The sequence below is a fragment of the Streptomyces sp. ICC1 genome (genome assembly GCF_003287935.1).
Taxonomy (GTDB): Bacteria; Actinomycetota; Actinomycetes; order Streptomycetales; family Streptomycetaceae; genus Streptomyces; species Streptomyces tritrimontium.
The window spans coordinates 14,176-31,571 of the sequence record NZ_CP030287.1 but is presented as its reverse complement, the minus strand read 5'-3'; the positions used below and the strand labels follow the sequence as shown (position 1 = coordinate 31,571).

General features: G+C 69.4%; 16 protein-coding genes. 8 read left to right on the top strand and 8 right to left on the bottom strand.

Annotation, left to right across the window (positions count from 1 at the left end):
• Positions 1-358: 358 nt before the first annotated feature.
• The 4 genes from DRB96_RS00135 (at position 359) to DRB96_RS00120 (ending at position 1,815) form a co-directional block, all read left to right on the top strand.
• Entirely contained in the window at positions 359-937 is a 579-nt protein-coding gene (locus DRB96_RS00135; RefSeq protein WP_112446188.1) for a DUF5994 family protein, read from the top strand.
• A gap of 5 nt (positions 938-942) precedes the next feature.
• Complete coding sequence (locus DRB96_RS00130; RefSeq protein WP_162688445.1) at positions 943-1,131, top strand: hypothetical protein; 189 nt, start codon at positions 943-945, stop codon at positions 1,129-1,131.
• A gap of 95 nt (positions 1,132-1,226) precedes the next feature.
• A complete protein-coding gene (locus tag DRB96_RS00125; RefSeq protein WP_204357598.1) occupies positions 1,227-1,493 on the top strand; it encodes a hypothetical protein in 267 nt (88 codons plus the stop codon).
• Between the two features lie 49 nt (positions 1,494-1,542).
• Entirely contained in the window at positions 1,543-1,815 is a 273-nt protein-coding gene (locus tag DRB96_RS00120; protein ID WP_112446186.1) for a hypothetical protein, read from the top strand.
• A 489-nt stretch (positions 1,816-2,304) separates the two neighbouring features.
• Here the strand turns inward: DRB96_RS00120 and DRB96_RS00115 are convergent, their stop codons facing one another.
• On the bottom strand, positions 2,305-3,024 hold the full coding sequence (locus DRB96_RS00115; RefSeq protein ID WP_162688444.1) for a hypothetical protein: 720 nt from the start codon (positions 3,022-3,024) through the stop codon (positions 2,305-2,307).
• 1,332 nt (positions 3,025-4,356) lie between these two features.
• Here DRB96_RS00115 and DRB96_RS46190 point away from each other — a divergent pair.
• Entirely contained in the window at positions 4,357-4,608 is a 252-nt protein-coding gene (locus DRB96_RS46190) for a creatininase family protein (protein ID WP_112453105.1), read from the top strand.
• On the opposite strand, the gene DRB96_RS00105 is transcribed toward DRB96_RS46190, so the two are convergent.
• The 3 genes from DRB96_RS00105 to DRB96_RS00095 all read right to left on the bottom strand — a co-directional run bounded on the left by DRB96_RS00105 (position 4,544) and on the right by DRB96_RS00095 (position 7,653).
• Positions 4,544-6,424 carry a glycoside hydrolase family 15 protein gene (locus DRB96_RS00105; RefSeq protein WP_112446184.1) on the bottom strand — a complete coding sequence of 627 codons (1,881 nt, stop codon included), beginning with the start codon at positions 6,422-6,424 and terminating at the stop codon, positions 4,544-4,546. The genes DRB96_RS46190 and DRB96_RS00105 overlap by 65 nt on opposite strands.
• Positions 6,425-6,516: 92 nt before the next feature.
• Positions 6,517-7,197 carry a GAP family protein gene (locus DRB96_RS00100; RefSeq protein WP_112446183.1) on the bottom strand — a complete coding sequence of 227 codons (681 nt, stop codon included), beginning with the start codon at positions 7,195-7,197 and terminating at the stop codon, positions 6,517-6,519.
• A gap of 21 nt (positions 7,198-7,218) precedes the next feature.
• Positions 7,219-7,653 (bottom strand): hypothetical protein, encoded by a 435-nt coding sequence (locus DRB96_RS00095; RefSeq protein WP_112453104.1) that lies wholly within the window; start codon positions 7,651-7,653, stop codon positions 7,219-7,221.
• Between the two features lie 434 nt (positions 7,654-8,087).
• Here DRB96_RS00095 and DRB96_RS00090 point away from each other — a divergent pair, with 434 nt between their 5' ends.
• The 3 genes from DRB96_RS00090 to DRB96_RS00080 all read left to right on the top strand — a co-directional run bounded on the left by DRB96_RS00090 (position 8,088) and on the right by DRB96_RS00080 (position 12,002).
• Positions 8,088-8,303, top strand: coding sequence for a hypothetical protein (locus tag DRB96_RS00090; RefSeq protein WP_162688443.1), 216 nt, complete (start codon positions 8,088-8,090; stop codon positions 8,301-8,303).
• Positions 8,300-10,006: a SulP family inorganic anion transporter gene (locus tag DRB96_RS00085; RefSeq protein WP_112446181.1), complete on the top strand. Its 1,707-nt coding sequence runs from the start codon at positions 8,300-8,302 to the stop codon at positions 10,004-10,006. The genes DRB96_RS00090 and DRB96_RS00085 overlap by 4 nt, the downstream gene beginning before the upstream one ends.
• A gap of 172 nt (positions 10,007-10,178) precedes the next feature.
• Complete coding sequence (locus DRB96_RS00080) at positions 10,179-12,002, top strand: alkyl sulfatase dimerization domain-containing protein (RefSeq protein WP_112446180.1); 1,824 nt, start codon at positions 10,179-10,181, stop codon at positions 12,000-12,002.
• A gap of 52 nt (positions 12,003-12,054) precedes the next feature.
• On the opposite strand, the gene DRB96_RS00075 is transcribed toward DRB96_RS00080, so the two are convergent.
• The 4 genes from DRB96_RS00075 to DRB96_RS00060 form a co-directional block, all read right to left on the bottom strand.
• Positions 12,055-12,558 carry a hypothetical protein gene (locus tag DRB96_RS00075; protein WP_239515979.1) on the bottom strand — a complete coding sequence of 168 codons (504 nt, stop codon included), beginning with the start codon at positions 12,556-12,558 and terminating at the stop codon, positions 12,055-12,057.
• 627 nt (positions 12,559-13,185) lie between these two features.
• Positions 13,186-13,959: a hypothetical protein gene (locus DRB96_RS00070; protein WP_112446179.1), complete on the bottom strand. Its 774-nt coding sequence runs from the start codon at positions 13,957-13,959 to the stop codon at positions 13,186-13,188.
• A gap of 2 nt (positions 13,960-13,961) precedes the next feature.
• The gene (locus DRB96_RS00065; protein ID WP_162688442.1) at positions 13,962-14,702 is read right to left on the bottom strand and encodes a helix-turn-helix domain-containing protein; all 741 of its coding nucleotides are present in this window, start codon (positions 14,700-14,702) and stop codon (positions 13,962-13,964) included.
• A 488-nt stretch (positions 14,703-15,190) separates the two neighbouring features.
• Positions 15,191-17,332, bottom strand: coding sequence for an FUSC family protein (locus DRB96_RS00060; protein ID WP_239515978.1), 2,142 nt, complete (start codon positions 17,330-17,332; stop codon positions 15,191-15,193).
• Positions 17,333-17,396 lie beyond the last annotated feature (64 nt).

Below are 17,396 nucleotides of genomic sequence, written 5' to 3'. Positions count from 1 at the left end.
GACTCCCATCCTCCCTCCCCCACAGCCGACCCCGCACCTCTGTACGAGCAGCGAGGCGGAGTCAGCCATCTGAGTCCGCCCGTTCACGGGGTGCAGCCGCACCTCACCGCTGTTCGGTGCCGATGCCGACGCCGGTGCCCGGTCGGCGAGCTGCGCGAGCCCGCCGTTTCGCGAAACTCCGGCCGCCCGGTGCACCGCCCGCCGGAAAATGGCTGGTCACGCCGGTCAGACTCCACCGAACGGGCGTACAGTGAAAGCACTGGGAGTACTTCGCGCACCGGCTTTCACGCGGGTGTCGTTCCTGGCGATCGCCTAATGTCCGGGCTGCCGACGGGCAGTCCGGAGGCAGGTCCGCATCATGACCAAGACCCTCGACCGGACCGCGCCCCGCAACCTCGCCACAGAGCTCCCGGCCCGCTTGTCCCTCGCACCGAAGACCATGCTCGCCGGCCAGCTGGACGGGGCCTGGTGGCCCCACTCCCGCGACCTCACGACCGAGCTCCCCGCGCTGGCCGCCGCCCTGGAGGAACCCTGGGGACGCATCACCCGCGTCACCGTGAACCCCGTCCACTGGGCTGCGGTACCGCACACGGTGCCCGCTGACGGGCGCACGCTGCACGTGGGCTGGTTCACCGAACAGGACCCCGACAAACTGATCCTGCTCTCCTACACCGTCGGGCGCTGGGACCTCCTCGTCATCCCGCCCGAGACCGAGCCCGCCGCCGCGGCCCGGCTCATGACCGCCGCCGCGATCCCCGGCAGCGACCTCACCGCGAGCGTCCTGATGGCCAACGAAGCCGCCATCGGGCGCGGTATCCGCGACGACGCCCGGCGCCAGGAAGCCGGCTGGGAGAGCGAAGGCGGAGCCTGCATGTCCCCCTTCGGAAATCCGATCGACCGCCGCACCCTCCCACTGCCCGGGAACGGCTGGAGGTGAGCTCCGTGGAGACCCTCGTCCTCATCGCCGTGACCATCCTCGCGGCCGGCATCGGAATGCGCCTGATCCACCTGCTCAACGCCCAGCACGACGCCCGGATCGAGGCCTACAACTTCAGCGACCCCCTGCCGAGGCCTCCCGGCCTGCCGGACGACACCAGTCGTCGAGCCCACCACACGGATGCCGACCGGTGAGGAACAGACTTTCCTCCGACCAGGGGCAGCGGACGGGGGCGCCACGGCGCCCCCACCCGCCGGCTCCTCGCCCACCACGAAGGGAACACGCCCACGTGAAGTACATCGAGACCCAGACACTGCCGTCGCTCGGGCACGCCGAGGTACGGATCATCGCGCACGCGCCCGAAGCCGCCCGAGCGGTCGCAGAAGCACTGCGCGGCTGCTTCGCCGGCGCGGAACAGCGCAGCTATCCCGGCCTCGACGGCAACACCCGCCTCCACCTCACCGTGGACACGGCAAGACCCGCCGGCCCCGCCCGCTCCTGGCTGGCCGCCAGCCGGACCCCCGTCTGCACCGGCACCCACTCCGACGAGACCTGAGAACCCCACGGACCCCGGAGTCCACCCCCGCACACGAGAGGACGCGGTCATGGCCACACTGCGCGAACGCAAGACCTACCGCGACCAGGTGCTCCGGGTCCTGTACGAAGCCGTCGAAGGCAACCGCCTCCTCGGCATCACCGGAGCACAGCTACGGCGCGACCTCCACGTACCGGAACAGGACCTGGCCGCCGCCTGCACCTACCTGGCGGGCGAAGGCCTGATCACCGTCGACTGGGAACCGGGCAACACCCCCTCGATGGTCACCCTCACCCACGAAGGAATCCGACACATGGAATCCGAGGAGGAAGAGCACGGCTGAACCCCTCGCACACGTGAAGAGGGTCTGGCGCCTGGGTACGGGAACTTCAGTTCCGCGTCCCCCTCACAGCCGGAAGGTTCCACGGCATCAAGCCGACGGATACGTGCCCCATCCGTGCCCTTCGGAGGGGTGAACAACGGTCACCACGGGGCAGGACGGACCCTCGCCACAGGTCGCTCATCAGGGTGTTTTCGCAGCTCAGAGCCCTACAGATGCGCTGCGCATCATAGATTCCCAAGCTTATAGCGCGGGTTCGATTCCCGTCATCCGCTCCAGGACAAAGCCCCAGGTCAGCGACCTGGGGCTTTGTCGTGCACAGACCTGTCTAGCCTCGCTGGGCTTGCTCATGACCCCGCTCCTGCACATGCCCGAAGACCTGGCCAACTGGGCCGCCTGTACGCATGGTTCGGAGCCACCGCCCACCCGCCGGCCCGAGCACGGTCGCCGGCAGCCCCCTCCGGCCTGCATGACGGCGAAGAGCGTGCATGCTCAGCTTGTGGGGAGCGGGAGCCTCAGCCGGATCGGGGGACCTTCACGGGTCGGATCGTCCAGGACGAGTACAACGGCGGTCGGTCGGCGGTCCGCGGTGGCGGTGACGGCACGGTATTCATCGAAGTGCGGGGGTGTGCCGCTTCCTCCGCCGGAGATTTCCTCGGGGTCGTCCGTGTCGGGAGCGTGCTCGAAGAGAAGTCTCAGGGGCTGCCGCGGCCAGGGATCGGGGAAGTCGGATGCGCCCGGGCGGCGCGTGGCGTGGGCGGCGACGTGGCAGCCTCCGGGGGAGGACACGACCCCGCTGTGCCGAACGGTCCACTCGGCGTCCTCGTGCACGACAGCCCCCGGGAGCAGGAGGCGCAGGCAGGCGCCCGGTTCGGTGTCGGGTTCGGCGAGCCCGTTGAGTGCGTACTGCTCGTCTCGGTCGGGGAGCAGGATGCGGGCGGCGCTTCCGGGAGTGTCCGGGAGGATGAGCTGGGACAGACGGGCCCGCGGTGGGCCGAGGAGGGTCAGCTCGTCGGCCGCGATCGGGGCCGCGTCCGGGACGGGTACGAAGCAGACGGGCTCCGGGGCCCGGTCAGGATCGGCGGCCACTACGGATCCGACGAGGAGTTCCGTCCCTGAGGGCGTCTGCTCGGCGAACAACCAGACGGCGCCGTCCGCCCCGTCGGCCGGCGGCCGGAGCCACCCCAGCCCCTCAGATGTGGGCGTCGTCAATTCGAGCACCCCAGCTTCGCCGGAGATGACTTGCCGCCCCCATGGAAGGCACCGTTCTGGACGTAGGCCCTTGCCTCCGTCACGTACCACCGAGCAGCGGAACTCTTCTTGCAGGGCGTTGCGAACCAGATACGGGAGACCCTCCAGTTGTCCTCCTTACGGTCGCTTCGGCGCCAGACGGTCACCTCACGGTCCGCACACCGCTCGCAAGCCCGGCTCAGGAGGCGGACCTCCAGCCACTTCGGGGCCCAGTCAGGGCGTGAGTCGCACGTGTGATCCGCATAGCCGTGGATCCGCCCCTCGGCATCCAGCGTCGGAGCGTACTCGTTGACTTGGCAGATGAACTTGCCCGCACGGGGCTCAGGGGGTGACGGTTCCGCGTGGACGGTCCCACTCAGGGACGAGACGAGCAGGACTGTGGTGGCGAGGGCCAAAACGCGTCGCATGGGCAGTGCGTCCTCATCATCGAGAAGCCGATTCCCGGACCCTAGCGTCGCTTCGAGACGAAAAAGTAGGAATCTACCCGGATGGCCCCGTACGTGCTGCTCGGCATCTCGGCAGGACCGTGCCACAACGTGCCAGCAGGAGCGGCAACCAGCGGTCAGCAAGGGCTACACCGGAAGCAGTCACACCAGACAGAAGATGGGCGTTCGCGCAGGTCACGGGGTTGGCCGGGGCCAAGTGTCGGGTGATTCCCAAACTTATAGCGCGGGTTCGATTCCCGTCATCCGCTCTTGCAAGAGGGCCCAGGTCGGCGACCTGGCCCTCTTCGCTGTCTAGACCTATCCGGCCTCGCCGCACCCTCCGCATGCCATAAGTGCCCTCACAGGACGTCAGATTGGACCCCGAGCCGCCACTGAGTGCGGCGGGGGGCCGAAGAGTCCCGAATGCCGGGACGGAGATTCATGCGACTTGGGCCACACGTCGAGGCTGCGGTCCCGGGCGCCTACCCGTGGTCGGCCTCGGCAGCGCGCAGCCAATAGCACGATTCATTCGTAAACGGGGAGTTCCCGCGATTCCCCTCCCCGCAGGTGAGCGGGCCAGGGAGAGTCCTGAGCCATAATCGATCTTGCAGGACCTACGGAAGAGCCTTCAACTGCGCAGGATCAGCCCGTGGCCGCTGCTGCACTCCGCGCTCCGCAGGGACACGGGCGCACTGGCCCGCCCGTGGCTGGAGCGGCCCGCCTGGCTTCTGTCGCCTTCCGCTGGGGCCCCGTCTCACCCCGACGTCGCGGATGCCGCCCTGGTGGCCGACGTACGCGGCGCGGTCGCCTGCATCATCGGCCAGGAGATCGTCAACGCCACCCCGTGCACTTGCTCCCGCCGATCACGATGTCATGCAGCCACGAGCACGCCGCGCTCCCCGGCACCGCCAGCATCAGCCCGAAGACCCTCTACGCCGTGATCGACAAAATCCGGGCGTCCCTCGCCCGCTCCGGCATCACCAAGCTCGTGATCACCAATGGCCACAGATTGGGGCTCGACGCCGGCGAAAAGGTGGCGGATCTAGATCATTTCGTTACGAATTCTGAGTGCGGCTTGTGGCCTGGTCGATCTCGGTATCGAGTGCCAAGGCGGCCGTGATGAGGGCGAGGTGGGTGAAGGCCTGGGGAAAGTTGCCGAGCTGTTCGCCCGTGGGGCCGATCTCCTCGGCGAACAGGCCGACGTGGTTGGCGTAGGTGAGCATCTTGTCGAAGGCGTACCGGGCCTCTTCGAGTCGTCCCGCCCTGGCGAGGGCATAGACGAACAGGAAGCTGCACAGGGAGAAGGTGCCTTCGGAACCTCGCAGGCCGTCGGGCGAGGCGGCTGGGTCATAGCGGTAGACGAGGCTGTCGGAGACGAGTTCGGTGGCCATGGCGTCAAGGGTGGAGAGCCAGCGCGGATCCGTCGGTGCGATGAAGCCGACGAGCGGCATCAGCAGCAGAGAGGCGTCCAGGACGGTGCTGCCGTAATGCTGGACGAACGCCCGGCGTTCCTCGCTCCAGCCACGGGTCATGATCTGGTCCATGATCGTGTCGCGTGCCGTCGTCCAGCGGATCAGGTCCGCGGGCCGGGCGTTGGCCGTGGCCTGGCGGATGCCGCGGTCGAAGGCGACCCAGCACATGAGGCGGCTGTAGGTGAAGTCCTTCTGGCCGCCGCGGGTCTCCCAGATGCCCTCGTCGGGGCGGTCCCAGTTCTCGCAGAGCCAGTCCAGCAGGCCTGCGAAGCGCTGCCAGCCGTCGTAGCCGACGACGTCGGAGACCTGACCGGCCTGGGCGAGGGCGTAGACGGCCTCGCCGTAGATGTCTAGCTGGAGTTGGCCGACGGCGCCATTGCCCGCGCGGACGGGGGCCGAGGCACGCCAGCCTTCGAGGTGGTGGAGGACCTCCTCGTCCAGGTACGGGTCTCCGTCGAGGCGGTACATGATCTGCAGGGGTTCGCCGTTGGGGGCGGGGCCGTCCTTGAGCCGCTGTCCGAGCCAGCTGCGGAAGGCGTTCGCTTCTTCGGTGAAGCCGAGGTCGCGCATGGCACGGACCGAGAGGGAGGCGTCGCGGACCCAGGTGTAGCGGTAGTCCCAGTTGCGCTCGCCGCCCTCCTGCTCGGGCAGCCCCATGGTGGCGGCGGCGATCGGTGCGCTGGTAGGAGCGTAGGTGAGGAGCTTGAGGGTGATGGCGGAGCGGTTGACCATCTGCTGCCACCGGCCCCCGTAGCGGCTGCGTCCGATCCAGCCGTGCCAGAAGCGGCGCACGGCTGTGAACTTCTCCACCATGTCGGCCATGGTTACCAGCGGTGGGGCTGCACTTCGAGTGTCACAGACCGTCAGGGTGACGGCTGCGTGCTCGCCGGCTTTCAGGGTGATGGTGGCGCGCACATCGTCGCCGTCGGCCTCCAGCGGCACGGGCCCGACGGCCTGCAGGTGCGCGGTGGTACCCGGTCCCTCGAAGTGCGCGGTGGCCCCGTCCAAGGCCAGGCCGTGCGCTTGCCGTCCGTAGTCGAAGCGCGGGCGGCACTCCAGCGTGAAGCGTACGGTCCCTCGTACGACCCGCAGGAAGCGCACGACCTGGTGGCGGTCGGTGACGGTGTGCGGTTCGTGCACCGGCATGAAGTCGACGACCTCGCCTACGCCCTCGGGGGTGAGGAAACGCGTGATCAGGACGGCGGTGTCGGCCAGGTAGAGCTGGCGGGTGGTGACGCCGGGCTGAGCGGACGCGTTGCCGGGGTCGTCGCCGGTGAGGGCAGGGGCGTCCGCGGTGATGGCGAAGTATCCTCCGCGGGCGTGGTCGAGCAGGCCGGCGAAGATGCTGGGCGAGTCGAAGCGCGGCGAGCAGAACCAGTTGAGTACGCCCGAGGAGGAGACGAGAGCGCAGGTCTGAAGGTCTCCGATGAGGCCGTGCTCGGCAATCGGCGGGTAGTGGCGCATCGGCTCTCCAAGGCTGACAGGGGCTGCCCGGCCGGGCAGCGGCGGGAGTGGGGTCGGGCACGCGGTGGCGAGGATGACGAGGGAGAGCGCGGCTATGCGCTGAGCCCGCTGAGGGCGTCGCCTGTGTACTTGGTGCCGAGGATGACCAGCACGGTGGTCATGATGGCGGTGTTGTGCCGGGCCATCCCTTGCTTCCAGTCGGCGAGTATCCGCGTGGCCTTGTCTCCGCCGAGGAGGTAGACGGCCACGGGCAAGGTGGTGCACACGGACGCGATGAGCACCATCAGGACGGCCGCGACGGCCTTGCCACCGCTGTCGGCGGTGCTGGAGGCGACGGACACGGCGCCGCCGACGGCGAGGACGAGGTTCTTCGGGTTGGCCACGGCGAGTGCGGCGGCGAGACCGGCGGATTTACCGGGTGTGAACCGGTCGATCGTCTTCATCCAGCCGGGCGGTTCGGCTTCGTGGCCTTCCCGGGGCCGCTTCCTCCACTGCTTGAGGCCCATGAGGAGGAAGAGCAGACCCAGGGCGAGCTTCAGCCACAGGGTCCAGGTCGCGGCCCCGCCGCCGGCTCGCACGGACTTGGCGCCTACCGACGCCAGCACGATCGCGGTGACCAGTACCGCGAGGGAGAAGGTCCATCCAGCGGCGAACGCGACGCCGTTGAGGCGGCCCCGCGGTGTGGTGAGCATGAGGATGACGGCGATCAGCGGCAGGGGCGAGATGGCGATGCCGACGGCGGAGGTCAGCATCTGCCCGATGGCGTCACCCACGGCGGGCTCCTTCTCCTTCGGTCAGACTGCGCGGGAGCCGGGGCGGCTGCTGTCGGTACACAGGGCCCAGATGACGAAGACGCCGATGGCGATTGAGACGATGGCCCAGATCGGCGTGTAGGGCAGCCACATGAAGTTCACGACCACGCTGAAGGCGGCCAGCGCCACGCCCATCGCGCGTGCCCAGCCAGCACCCTTGAGGAGGCCGGCACCGACGATGACCAGGACGACGCCGAGGATGAGGTGGATCCAGCCCCATGCCGTCACGTCGAACTTGAAGACGTAGTCGCCCAGGCGGGAGTAGACGTCGTCCTCGGCGATCCCGGCGATCCCCTTGATCACACCGAGGACACCGTCCACGAGAAGGAGGACAGCGGCGAACACCGTTCCGCCTGCCGCCCAGACGCTCTGACTGTCGTAGGGCCGGTTGGAGGCGGGGCTGGGGGGCTGGGGGATCGTCTGCTGGGCCACGGGAAGCTCCTTGGCCTGAGGGAACGCCAGTTCAGGCGCAACCTCATCCTTCAGGGTGGGTGGGGGAGGTGATACCGAGGCGCGGCCGTTCGGGTGAATTTTCCCCCAGTGCGGCAGTTCCTGATTCCGTGGGGCTGGCTGTCACGCATTGGGCCCACCCCGGGGTGAGTGCCCACCGTCGGGCGTAGCTCACAGGGCGCGCCGAGGCGACGCAGCCTCGATCGTGACGCCAAAACCACCAAACCGGGCATATTCGTGTGAATCGGGTTCTACTGGATGAGCGGTCGGGCGCCATCGCCGGGGCGGGAAGAGGGCTGCGGGACGACTTCGCGGCCCGACCAAGGAGGAGCAGACAGGTGGACGTACCCACCAGGGAACACCCCCCTCCCATCCCCAACTCCCCTGCCGGTCCTCCACCCGTGCTGCGAGCGGTGGCCCGGTGGAGCGCTGTGCTGCCGCTCGTCGCCGGGCTCGTGGCCGCCACCGTCGTAGTCGCCGCACTGTTGCGCTCAGCCGTGGTCCCCCTACTCCTCGCTGCCCTGATCACAGCGCGACTTGAGCCCGCCGACCGCTTCCTGCGCCGGGCCGGCCTCGCCCCGGGGATCCCGAGACGACAGGAGCTGGTCGACAGATGAAGGGCACGCCGACCCCCGCGGCGCGGCCGGTCGCCTCCTGGCTGCCGGGCTACCGCAAGAAGTGGCTGCGAGGCGACACCCTGGGGGCGCTGACGGCGTGGGCGCTGATCGTCCCCGAGTGCGTGGCGTATGCCCAGATCGCGGGAGTGCCGCCGCAGAACGCCTTCTACGCCGCCCCTGTCGCCCTGCTCGTCTATGCCCTCGTGGGGCGGTCCAATTTCCTCGTCGTCGGGGCGACCTCGGCGGCCGCGGTCCTGTCCGCGGCGACGGTCGCCGAGATCAGCGCCGATCCGGCTGACGCCGTCGGCCTGTCTGCCGCGCTCGCGGTCATCGTCGGCGCCGTGCTGCTGGTCGCGGGGCTCGCCAGACTGGGCTTCATCACCAATTTCCTCGCCGAGCCGGCCCTGGTGGGCTTCCTGTTCGGGATGGCCCTGACGATCGTCGTGCGCCAGGCCGCGAAGCTCACGGGCGTCTCCAGCGGGGACGGGAACTTCTTCGAACGCCTGTGGACCGTTCTGCGCCAGGCCCCGAAATGGTCACTGACAACCCTGGCGGTCGCGATCGTGGCCCTGGTGCTGCTGTTCCTGCTGGAGCGCTGGTTGCCCCGGCTGCCGGCCGCCTTGATCGTACTGATCCTGGGGCTGGCAGCGTCGTCCCTGCTGCGGCTGGACGACCACGGGGTGGAGACGGTCGGGAAGATCCCCGCGGCCGTTCCCGTGCCGCACCTGCCCGGAGTTCCGGCCGAGGACTGGATCGCCCTGGCCGGCGGGGCACTCGGCGTCGCCCTGGTGGTCTTCGCCGAAGCCTTCAGCATCGCCAACCGCTTCGCCCGTGAGCACGGTCAGGAAGTCGATGCCAACCGCGAAATGGCCGCCGTGGGCCTCAGCAACATCGCCGTCGGCTTCGTACGCGGCTTCGTCGTCTCGGGCAGCGCCTCGCGCAGCGCCGCGGCTGCGGGGGCCGGCGGCCGCACGCCCATGGTGTCGGTCATCGCGGCCGCCCTGATCCTACTGACCGGCGCCTTCCTCACCCCGCTCTTCACCGACCTGCCCGAACCCGTACTGGGCGCCATCGTCATCGTCGCGGTCCGAGGATTCCTGAAGACCTCGGAACTGCGACGCTACGCACGCCTGGACCGGCCCAGCCTCTGGGTTGCCCTCACAGCCCTCCTCGGAGTCCTCCTCTTCGACCTCCTCCCCGGCCTCCTCCTGGCAGTCGCACTCTCACTGATCCTGTTCATCGCCGCCGCCAGCCGCCGCAACCTCGCGGTCCTCGGCACGCTGCCCGGAAGCACGCTGTACGTGGACACCGCCGAACACCCCGACGCGACGACCGTTCCCGGAGTGCTCGTCGTCCGCCCGGACGGCAGCCTCTTCTTCGGCAACGTCAACCGCGTCCGCCTCGCCGTCAGGGACCAGCTGGGGGAGGCGGACCCCGCTCCTCGCGCCGTCGTACTGGACCTGTCGGGCAGCTTCCAGCTCGGCATCCCCGTCCTGGACACCCTCGACGAACTGCGCGAGGAACTGGAACGGCAAGGCGCCGGCCTGCACGTGGCGCACCTGCGTGCCCGCGCCGCCCAGGAGTTCTCCCGGCATCCCCTCCACGACCATCTGGGACCCGGGCGCATCCACCGCACCGTGGACGACGCCGTCACGGCTGCCGGCGGACCGCAACAACGGGGGACCGGTCCGCCCGGTCCGTAGCACCCGAGAAGGCGTCCGGTTCCGCGGCCACCGTGACCGCAAAGCCGCCTGAGCACGTGCGAACACATTCGCGGCATGTCAGTTTTGTGGAGAAAAGATCCATCGCGCCGATCATTTCGAGCTCAAAGCCGACAGCGCCAACCGGAGACCTCCCGAAGAACGGAAACGACGCATGAGCACCCTGCCCTTCGAGGACATGACGGACTTCGACAACGCAGACCGGGGCTTCATCGCCTCCCTGACCCCAGCCGTTGTCACCGCGGCCGACGGCCGTGTCGTCTACGACAACGACGCTTACGCCTTCCTCAAGGGCGACTGCCCCGACACGGCGAACCCCAGTCTTTGGCGTCAGGCCCAGCTCTGTGCGAAGCAAGGCCTCTACCGGGTCACCGAACGCGTCTACCAGGTCCGGGGACTCGACCTCTCCAACATGACGATCGTCGAGGGTGAACGTGGCGTCATCGTCATCGATCCCCTGATCTCCGCCGAAACAGCCGCCGCGGCCCTCGCCCTCTACCGTGAACACCGCGGCGACCGCCCCGTCACCGGCCTCATCTACACGCACTCCCACGGCGACCACTTCGGTGGCAGCCGCGGCGTCCTTCCGGCCGGACTCGAAGAAGGGGTCCCCATCCTCGCCCCCGCCGGCTTCCTCGAACACGCGGTCAGCGAGAACGTCTACGCCGGCAACGCCATGACCCGCCGCGCCGTCTTCATGTACGGCGACCGCCTGCCCAAGGCGCCCGACGGCCAGATCAGCGCCGGCCTGGGCATGACCACCTCCACCGGCACCATGACCCTCATCCCGCCCACACGCGACATCACCCGGACTGGCCAGGAAGAATCGGTCGACGGCGTCCGGATCGTCTTCCAACTCACCCCCGGTACCGAAGCACCGGCGGAAATGAACTTCCTCTTCCCCGACCTGCGCGCCCTGTGCCTGGCAGAGAACGCCACCCACAACATGCACAACATCCTGACGCTGCGGGGCGCTGTGGTCCGCGACGCCCGGATCTGGGCCCGCTACCTGGACGAGGCGATGGACTACTTCGAGGGCCGCTACGACGTCGCCTTCGCCTCGCACCACTGGCCCACCTGGGGCCAGGCGAACGTCGAGGCATTCCTCACCGCCCAGCGCGACCTGTACGCCTACCTGCACGACCAGACCCTGCGCATGCTCAACTCCGGCCTCACCGGACCGGAAATCGCAGAAGAGATGAAGCTCCCACCGGCCCTCGAGAACGCCTGGCACGCGCGCGGGTATTACGGGTCCCTCTCCCACAACGTCAAGGCCATCTACCAGCGCTACCTCGGCTGGTTCGACGGCAACGCCGCCCACCTCTGGGAACACCCGCCCGTCGAACTCGCCAAGCGCTACGTCGACATCGCGGGCGGCCCGGAACAGGCACTGGCAAAGGCCCGTGCCTACGTGGAAGCCGGGGACCTGCGCTTCGCGGCCACCCTCCTCAACCACATCGTCTTCGCTGACGCCACCAACAGCGACGCGAAGGACCTGCTGGCCGGGGTCTACGACACGCTCGGTCAGGGTGCCGAGAACGGTACCTGGCGCAACTTCTACCTCACCGCCGCACTCGAACTGCGCCAGGGCGAGAGCCCCATCCTGCTGGACATGTCGAACCCCGAAATGGCGGTCGCGCTCACCACCGACATGCTCCTGGACTCCCTCGCCGTCCGCATCTACGGCCCGAGCGCCTGGGAGGAGGACCTCACCATCGACCTCGCCCTCACCGACGAGGGCAACCGCCACCGCCTCACCCTCCACAACGGCGCCCTGACCCACCGCAGCGCCCCGCTCGGTGATTCCCCCAAGAGCCCCGCGGCCCTCACCCTGACCCTCACCAAGCCCGAGCTCCTCGGCATCCTCGCAGGCAGGGGTCTCGCCGGGGGCGGGACGACAGGAGACCCGGCAGTCCTGGAGCGGCTCTTCTCCCACCTCACGGAACCGGACAGGTCCTTCCCCGTCGTCACGCCGTGACCACGGCGAGCACCCGGACCGCCCCGTGCGGTCCGGGTGCTCGTGCCCCGCCTCAGTAGCGAAGCGCCGTACCCGTCTCCGCCACGACCGTGCCGGACAGCTTGTGTGTACTGCGCGCGGACGCCTGCGCCACGCCGTTCCCGGGCACATCCGAGACCGTCACCACGACCGTGTCGAGCAGGTTTCCGCTCTCGTCCTTCATGTTCACCTGCACTGCGAACGACTTCGTCGAACCGTCCGTGTTCTGCACGGAGACGGGGACCGTGGCGTAACCCTCCCCGTCCGTCGAGGGCGCACCCAAAGTCACCTCCTCCTTCGCGTCCACACCGTCTTTGATCTGCCCGAGCTTGTCCTTCGCCACGGCGGCGGCGGACGCCGCCGCGTCCGAAGCCTCGGACGCGGCGGAGGAGACCACACCCCCGGCGGACGCCACAGCCGATGCCGCCTTCGACGCCGCACTGCCCGGATCGCTGTTCTCACCCGAGCATCCCGCCGCACCAAATGCCAGCGTCGCCACGACCACACCGGTCAGGCCACGCATCCAGACAATCGTCATCAAGCCTCCCAAGCTCTTCGTCCAGCCCAGTCAAGGCTCTGACCGCCCCGATGCGGGGTACTACATGCGAGGCATCCGAGTGACGGCGCACTGACGCGGCGGGATCCGGCCGAATCGAGGCGGCCGCACTTGTGCGGCATGGTGCAGCTCTCTGACCAGGCGTTGCCGGACCTCGGCGGACCGAGCGGGATGGCCCGGCACGATCTTGCCTGGACTATTTATCCGCCGGTTGTCCGACCGCTTGCGGACGCAACTCGAAAGCCGGTCCGCTGGTCGGGGCTGTTCCTTGGCGGTTTTCGGCTCAGGTGAGACGACGCTATGGCCGTACGGTCAGGGCCGTGCCCCAGTCGTGCCCTTAGGGGCGGTCAGCAGCGGTCAAAGCCGGTTGCCAGAGGCTCCCCCGGCGGGACCCTTCAGGATAGGAAATCGCAGGTCAGAGACCATGTGAGCCAGCCGCGCGCCATAGATTCCCAAGCTTATAGCGCGGGTTCGATTCCCGTCATCCGCTCCATGACAAAGCCCCAGGTCAGTGACCTGGGGCTTTTGTGTTGCCTAGACCTATTCAGGAGTCCCGCACCACTTGTGCACCACCTTGACGGCGACGAGGTCGCGGGCCTTCGGCTGTTCTCACGTCGTCGCAGGCGGAGACAAGAACGCGTACATGGCCTGGCCGTCCGCCCGGGCGCCCTCGTCGGCCAGTTGACGCCAAGCTGCATGCTGCGGCTCGCTCAAGGCCTTCGCGAACGCGAGCTTCTTACGGTCGCCCTTGTCGAGTTGATCTCTGAGTTGCAGCGGATTGGCGGGCAACGAGAGCAAGAACGCCAGATCGCGGTAGTGCCGCTCCGGTGAAGCGGTCTTGATGCTCACCGCTGCAGCCTTCGCCACGATCGCCCCCAACAGGCTGGGGCGACGGATCCGGCCGGTCCGCGGCCCCAGTTGCACACTCACAGCCTCGGTTCTCCGCGCAGCCTGACGGCCCCCTGGCACCTCCAGCGTGCGACCGGGCGGCGTCGTTGTGAGGTCTGCACGGGGGCCGAGGTTGTCAGGCGCCAGCAGATCCACCACCAACCGCTGTGGCTCCACACCGCGCTGATAGCGGTGCAACAGATTGCCCTGCGGCGACATGCCGGCGGGGGAGAATCCGAGCCGTTCCAGCGCCGCAACCAAACGGCGCAAGCTCTGCTGGTCCGACTGCACGTCAGCCAGGACATCCAGGTCGGCGCTCGCCGCCGGTGGGGTCCGACCGTGCTCCAGGCCGTGCAGGAGCACCATCTGCCCACCGATCAGCGACCAGGCGTCCGGCACCTGCTCCGCAAGGTCGAACAGCACGCCCCACAACTCCACCAGCGGGCTGGTGAACAGGTCCGACTCCAGTCGTACGTCGGGCAGATCAGCCGCCATGATCACACCTTCCGAGGCTGCGCGTAGCGAGCCAGCAGAGACTCAAGCAACCCGGCTGCGGCAGCGTCGGCTCGGCCCTCATGGCGGTCCAGCAAGTCGGCCGCCACCACTGAGGCGGGGACGTCACGGCCCTGCCCGGGCGTTTCAGACCTTGAGGTCAGGAACGGCCACATCTCCGCCGGGGGGATTCGGACCGAGACATTGCCCCGCTCTTCGTCACGGACCATGCCGAACTCGGCTTCCAGCTTGTCAAGCCTGTCGGGATGTACGTAGATCTCCGCACGCCCGAGAGCGACGTAGTCCGCCCCCGCCTGCGCCGCGGCGCTCGCTCCCCCCCTCACCACATCCTGAGCGGCGAGCAGAACCGGCAGTACGCCTGAATGAACGCGGTACGAGCGAACCTCGGCGCGGGCGGCAAGAAGCTCCTGGAGCAGGTCCGGAGCCAGTTGCCCGTGGGCAAGGAGATTCCGCAACCGCATCCGCACCCGGGACTTCTCGGCATCGGACAGACTCACCGGCTGATGGCCGTCCAGCACCGCCAGAACGCCCCAGGCATTGCGGGCCGACAGCGGTCTCCGCGAACGAGGGCCACGGTCCTTGCGATCCCGGACGCTGTCCCCTGCGACCAGCCAACGACCACCGACTCGTTGCCCTTGGAGCTTTCCGTCATGCAGCAACTGACGAACACGGGAGTCGTCCACCCCGAGCAGGGCCGCAGCCTGTTTCACCGACAGCAATTCCATGACCACCTCCTTGCGCCTCCTCTCACGGACCAAGGAGAGAACACGCAACCAGTCTCTCGCCCCGGTCCCCTTGCGTCAACTCTCACGGTTTCGGGAGGCAAGGCGCAATCACCGACGCGGCGACGCACGATCTACCTCTGTGGCACGTGGCCCTCAGCAGCACCGCACTCCCCGATTGCGGGCGTGACGTGGGCCCCGCCGCGAAGTGTCGAACCCTTGGCGATTCGCCTACCGAGTGGGGGAAGTGCCCCATCCCGCCAATCCGGCAGACACGTGCCCCATCCGTGCCCTGCGGAGCGGTGAACAGCGGTCCATACGGGCACGCGCAGACCCTCGCGGCAGCTCGCTCAGCGGGCTGTTTTCGCAGGTCAGGCGCCTTACAGATAGCCCGCCCGCCATAGATTCCCAAGCCTATAGCGCGGGTTCGATTCCCGTCATCCGCTCTTGCAAGAAGGCCCAGGTCAGTGACCTGGGCCTTCTTCGTTGTCTCAATCCTTCAGGCCTCGCCCCGGAGTCCGGGTGGCCCAACTCCCGGGAAGGCCCGGGCCGTTTGCCGGGCGACGGGGTTGGGCCAAGGCGTGGGACAGGTCGTTGAGGTGGTCGAGGGCGAGGCCGGCTCCCTGGCGGGCGGGCTGGTCAGGTGGTTCCTCGGTGTCCCAGGCGGCGAGGGCCTGTTCCAGGTCCTGCCACTGGGGGACCCGGTGCGCGAGGAGTGCTGCGCGGCCCTGTTGCGTGGTGTGGCGGAGGGCTTCGGCGAGGTGGGCGGCGGCCGGTACGGGGTGTTCGGGGAGCTGGGCTTCGATGAGCATGGCGGTGCGGCCGAGGCGGCGCAGGGCGTGGGTGGCCTCGTCGGCCGCCGCGTCGGACAGGCCGCGGTGGCGTACCGGTTCGAAGGTGGCCTTGGCGAGGGCGTCCCGCCAGGCGGCCCAGGCCGTGCGGACGTCGAGCAGGGCCCGGGTGAGCTCGGCAGGGGGGCGTCGGGGGTCGGCGTGGTGGTCGAGCGCGGCGGCGGCGTACCGGCCGGCGGCGTCGAGCCAGTCCGCGAGGCGGGCGTGCAGTGCGGGGGTCTCCCAGGCCGGGTAGAGGGCGTAGGCGGCCATGGCGAGCGCGCCGCCGAGCACGGTGAGCAGGACGCGGTCCGGGACTGTCTGGGTCCAGGGCTCGCCGGCCATGGCGAGCAGGAAGACGACGTAGCCGGAGGCGCAGGCGAGTACGAGGCCGTACCCGGAGTACATGAACAGGTAGACGAGGCCGGCGCAGATGACTGTCAGGATCGCGCAGGCCGCGGTGCCGGGATGGGTGAGCTGCACGATGCCGGTGGCCAGTGCGGCCCCGACGAGCGTGCCGCCGATGCGTCCGATGGCGCGGGAGTAGGTGAGCGAGAACTCCGGGCGCATCACCATGAGGGAGGCCAGCGGGGCCCAGTAGTTGTGGCCGAGCGGGAGTTGGGCGCTGATGACGTAGCAGAGCGTCACGACGGTGCAGAGGCGGATCGCGTGGCGGAGGACCGGTGACGCGGGGCGCCGGAACTGGTCGCGCATCTGGCGCAGGGCGGCCGGGACGCGGCGGTGCAGGGCGGGGCGCAGTAGCGGTTCCTCCGCCCCGGCGGTGTGCCGGCTGTCGGTGGTCTCGACGAGGTCGGTGAGGAGGGCGACGAGGCGGGCGGCGGTGCGGCGGGCTGCTCCGGGGAGCGGATCGTCGGCGGTGTCCGGGCTCGTGAGGGCGGTCCGCGCGGCGGGCGGGACGCGGACGGGGCCGCTCCGGCGGACGGCACGGGCGGCGGCGTCCAGTACGAGGCCTGCTCCATCGAGGAGTTCGCGGATCCGGTCGCGTGCGGCTCCCCGCCCGGGTACGCCCGGGGCCGGGTCCGCCAGTGCGGCGAGGACCGGGCGGAGGCGTTCGGCGAGGGCCAGGGTGCCGTGGAGTTCGGCGGGCCCGCGGCGTGCCTCCCGGGGGGTGACGGCGACGGCGAGCCGGGCGGTCATGAGCGGCTGCGGGTCGTTGAGGGCTACGGGGTCCTCGCGCAGCCGTCGGGCGTAGTCGGCCTCGGAGGCCAGCGCGTCGGCGAGCGCGTCGCGGCGGGCGCCCCAGCGGCGTACCGGGAGCAGGAGGGTCAGCAGGACGGGGACCATCCCGCCCAGCGCGGTCATCGCGGCCTGGCCGGTGGCGTGGGCGAGCGAGCCGGCCAGGGTGGCGGGGACCAGCATGACCGCGACGGTCGGCGTGGCGATCCCGCCGACCGTGGGCCCTGCGGCCCAGGACAGGCCGGCCAGGAACGTCCACACCGCCAGGACCAGCGGGAACAGCGGTGACTCGGCTCCGACGAGATGGCCGAGGAACACGGCGGCGGCCAGCGAGATCCCGGAGGCCAGGGCCAGCACGGGACTGGGCCGCCAGCTGCGCTGATAGGTGGCGATGGAGCCCAGGAACGTACCGAGTCCGGCGCTCAGCGCGACGGCCTGGTCGAAGAGAGCGAGGCTGACGGCCATGACGGCTGCCAGCCCGGCGGCGTCACGCAGGACGCGGACGGGTTCGAGGCGCCTCCGCTCGGCCCGCAGGCCCGTATGGGCGGTCGCCTTCAGCGCGCGCAACCAGTGCGGGGAGCCGGGGCTGTCCTCGATACCGGGCAAGGCGACCTCTCGGACGGACGGCCGACGTGGGTTGAGCAGTACGGCCAGTTGAGTACGGCCAGTT

Bases quoted from the DNA above. Each gene is read 5' to 3' on its own strand.
- DRB96_RS00105 (WP_112446184.1), bottom strand. From the start codon at position 6,424: ATGCGCCACTACCCGCCGATTGCCGAGCACGGCCTCATCGGAGACCTT.
- DRB96_RS00070 (WP_112446179.1), bottom strand. From the start codon at position 13,959: ATGGCGGCTGATCTGCCCGACGTACGACTGGAGTCGGACCTGTTCACC.
- DRB96_RS46190 (WP_112453105.1), top strand. From the start codon at position 4,357: ATGTCATGCAGCCACGAGCACGCCGCGCTCCCCGGCACCGCCAGCATC.
- DRB96_RS00075 (WP_239515979.1), bottom strand. From the start codon at position 12,558: ATGACGATTGTCTGGATGCGTGGCCTGACCGGTGTGGTCGTGGCGACG.
- DRB96_RS00080 (WP_112446180.1), top strand. From the start codon at position 10,179: ATGAGCACCCTGCCCTTCGAGGACATGACGGACTTCGACAACGCAGAC.
- DRB96_RS00065 (WP_162688442.1), bottom strand. From the start codon at position 14,702: ATGGAATTGCTGTCGGTGAAACAGGCTGCGGCCCTGCTCGGGGTGGAC.
- DRB96_RS00135 (WP_112446188.1), top strand. From the start codon at position 359: ATGACCAAGACCCTCGACCGGACCGCGCCCCGCAACCTCGCCACAGAG.
- DRB96_RS00120 (WP_112446186.1), top strand. From the start codon at position 1,543: ATGGCCACACTGCGCGAACGCAAGACCTACCGCGACCAGGTGCTCCGG.
- DRB96_RS00085 (WP_112446181.1), top strand. From the start codon at position 8,300: ATGAAGGGCACGCCGACCCCCGCGGCGCGGCCGGTCGCCTCCTGGCTG.